2 protein-coding genes and 1 pseudogene are annotated in these 2,373 nt (G+C 74.6%); 2 read left to right on the top strand and 1 reads right to left on the bottom strand.

What is annotated here, in order from left to right; translation table 11 throughout:
* The first annotated feature begins 260 nt into the window (after positions 1–260).
* Positions 261–1,241: an ATP-dependent DNA ligase gene (locus GT045_RS33335; protein ID WP_161336478.1), complete on the top strand. Its 981-nt coding sequence runs from the start codon at positions 261–263 to the stop codon at positions 1,239–1,241.
* Between the two features lie 128 nt (positions 1,242–1,369).
* Here GT045_RS33335 and GT045_RS33330 read toward each other — a convergent pair whose 3' ends face one another.
* Positions 1,370–1,906 (bottom strand): isochorismatase family cysteine hydrolase, encoded by a 537-nt coding sequence (locus GT045_RS33330; protein WP_161336477.1) that lies wholly within the window; start codon positions 1,904–1,906, stop codon positions 1,370–1,372.
* A gap of 230 nt (positions 1,907–2,136) precedes the next feature.
* Here GT045_RS33330 and GT045_RS40200 point away from each other — a divergent pair.
* Positions 2,137–2,373 (top strand): annotated as a pseudogene (locus GT045_RS40200) (hypothetical protein); the annotation flags it as partial.

Raw genomic sequence — 2,373 nt, 5'->3', positions numbered from 1 at the left:
CGCCCGTCCTGACCGGCCACGCCCGTCCTGACCGGCCACGCCCCTCCTGACAGGCCACGCCCCTCCTGACAGGCCACGCCCTTCCTGACAGGAGCCGGCCTTCCCGCCCGGCACCCCGTCCCCCACCGAGCCGTCGGCCGAGTCCGCCGCGTGAGTCCGTCCCGGGACCGGCCCCGGGCGCGCGGGCCCGTTCAGGGGAACCGGGGGCGAAAGGCGCGTGAGGGCCGCGGGGCCGGTCGAGATCTTCTGCCGTGACCGCCGTGACCCTGCCGCTCATCGCGCCGATGCTCGCCACCCCCGGCGGTCTGCCGCCCGCCGCCCAGGACGCGCGGTGGGCGTACGAGACCAAGCAGGACGGCCAGCGGGTGATGGTCTACCTGCCCGGGGACGGCAGCGTCCTGCTGCGCGCCCGCTCCGGTGAGGAGATCACCGCGGCGTACCCGGAGCTCCGCCCGCTGGGAGCCGCCCTGCCCGGCACACCCGCCGTACTGGACGGCGAGGTGCTGGCCCTGGACGAGCACGGGCGGGCCGACTTCCAGCTGCTGCAGAGCCGGATGGGCCTCGCGCACGCCCCGGCGCGGGCGGCGCGCCGGGCCGCCCAGGTGCCGGTGCACCTGGTGCTCTTCGACGTGCCCTTCCTGACGGAGTCACTGGTGAGGCTGCCGTACGTGCGCCGGCGGGCCCGGCTGACGGAACTGGGTCTGGCCGGACCGTACTGGTCGACTCCGGGCGCCGTGACCGGGCACGGAGCCGAGGCGCTGCGCGCCACGCGGGAGCACGGACTGGAGGGGCTGGTGTGCAAGCGGCTGGACTCGGTGTACGAGCCGGGAGTCCGCTCGCGCGCCTGGATCAAGATCCGGAACATGCGCGCCGAGGACGTGATCGTCGGCGGCTGGCTGCCCGGCAAGGGCCGGCTGACCGGGCTGCCCGGAGCGGTGCTCGTCGGCCAGCGCGACCCGGGCGGGCGGCTGCGGTACGTCGGCGGGGTCGGCACGGGCTGGAGCGAGGCGGAGCGCGGCCGGCTGGCGGAGCTGCTCCACGACGAGGCGAGCGACCGGTGCCCCTTCGACCCGGCACCCCGGATCACGCAGGCACGCTGGGTGCTGCCCCGGCTGGTGGGCGAGGTCGCCTACAGCACCCGGACCCGGCACGGCATGCTGCGCCAGCCGTCCTGGCTCCGGCTGCGCCCGGACCTCACTCCGCAGGAGTCGGCGGCGGACCTGCCGGAGGCCCCGGCCTGACGCGGGGGGGCGCCGTGGCGGGGCGGCGGTACCGCGACGGCGGGGCGACCGGATCACGAGGGCCGGGGCGACCGGGCCGCGATGGCCCAGTGGCGGGGTGACGGGACGGGGGGGCGGCGGACGGGGTGCTACTTCCAGAGCTCCTCGCTCCGGCATACGCGGGCGCCCATGTTCCGCTCCATCATCTGCAGTGCCGCCCGCGCCAGGTCCTCGTGGATGTGTGCGACGGCGTCCTCGGGGACGATCACCTGGAAGTGGCGGATGTGGGCGTCGAGGGCCGAGTAGAGCACGCACTGCTCCGTGACCTGCCCGGTCAGCACCAGCTGGTCGATGCCCTGCTGGTGCAGCAGGTACTGCAGCGGCGTCTCGAAGAACACCGAATGCCGTGCCTTCAGGACGAAGAGGGACTCCGCGTCGGGTTTCAGCGGCTCGACCAGGTGGGCGTGGGGGCTCGCCAGCGCGTGTTCCAGCACCTCGCCGTGGTGCGAGCGCCATTCGCCGAAGTTGTCGTTCACGTAGACGACCGGGGCCCCGTGCCGCCGTGCGCGTCGCAGCAGCCCGGCGACGACCGGTACGACCGACTCCGCCGAAGGCATCAGCAGTTCGGCGTCCTTGTGCTCGTACGTGTTGATCATGTCGATGACGATCAGCGCGGTCTTGCTCATCCCACCAGGGTTCCACCGATGGGGGGCTGAGCAACTTCTGCCCTCGGAGCGGCCGGGGAGCGGTCGGTCGTACTCGTCCGCGGGCGGTTGCCCGTTCGGGTGACGCCGTCCGTGTCCGGCCCCGCCCGTGATCGTTACGTCCGGTGCCGCCGCTTCACCGCGCCGGCGCCGGCGTCCCGTCGAGCGGCGGGACGCGTCTCAGATCACGTCGTCATGGCTAGGAGCCGCTGGTGGGAGGCTGGATCAGTGTCGGGCTGGGGGCGGCTGCCGTCCTGTGTCCGCTGCCCCAGCACGGTGACACGGGAGTCACCGTCGATCACACGTCCACCACCGGCCGACTGGTGGTCTGCGCCCCCGATGTGTGGGTGGACATGGGGGACGGCCCCGGTGCCGGGCCCGCGTGCGCGGCGCCGCAGACGCCGCCCGCACCGCCGTCCTCACGACCCCGGGGCCCCGCCCCGGCCCCC

Origin of the sequence: Streptomyces sp. SID486, from assembly GCF_009865385.1 — a bacterium.
Taxonomy (GTDB): Bacteria; Actinomycetota; Actinomycetes; order Streptomycetales; family Streptomycetaceae; genus Streptomyces.
The sequence above is the reverse complement of the archived record's forward strand: the minus strand, read 5'-3'. Positions and strand labels throughout refer to the sequence as shown.

What these genes read in the sequence shown, in the direction of transcription:
- GT045_RS33330 (WP_161336477.1), bottom strand. Translation starts at nt 1,906, where the DNA reads ATGAGCAAGACCGCGCTGATCGTCATCGACATGATCAACACGTACGAG.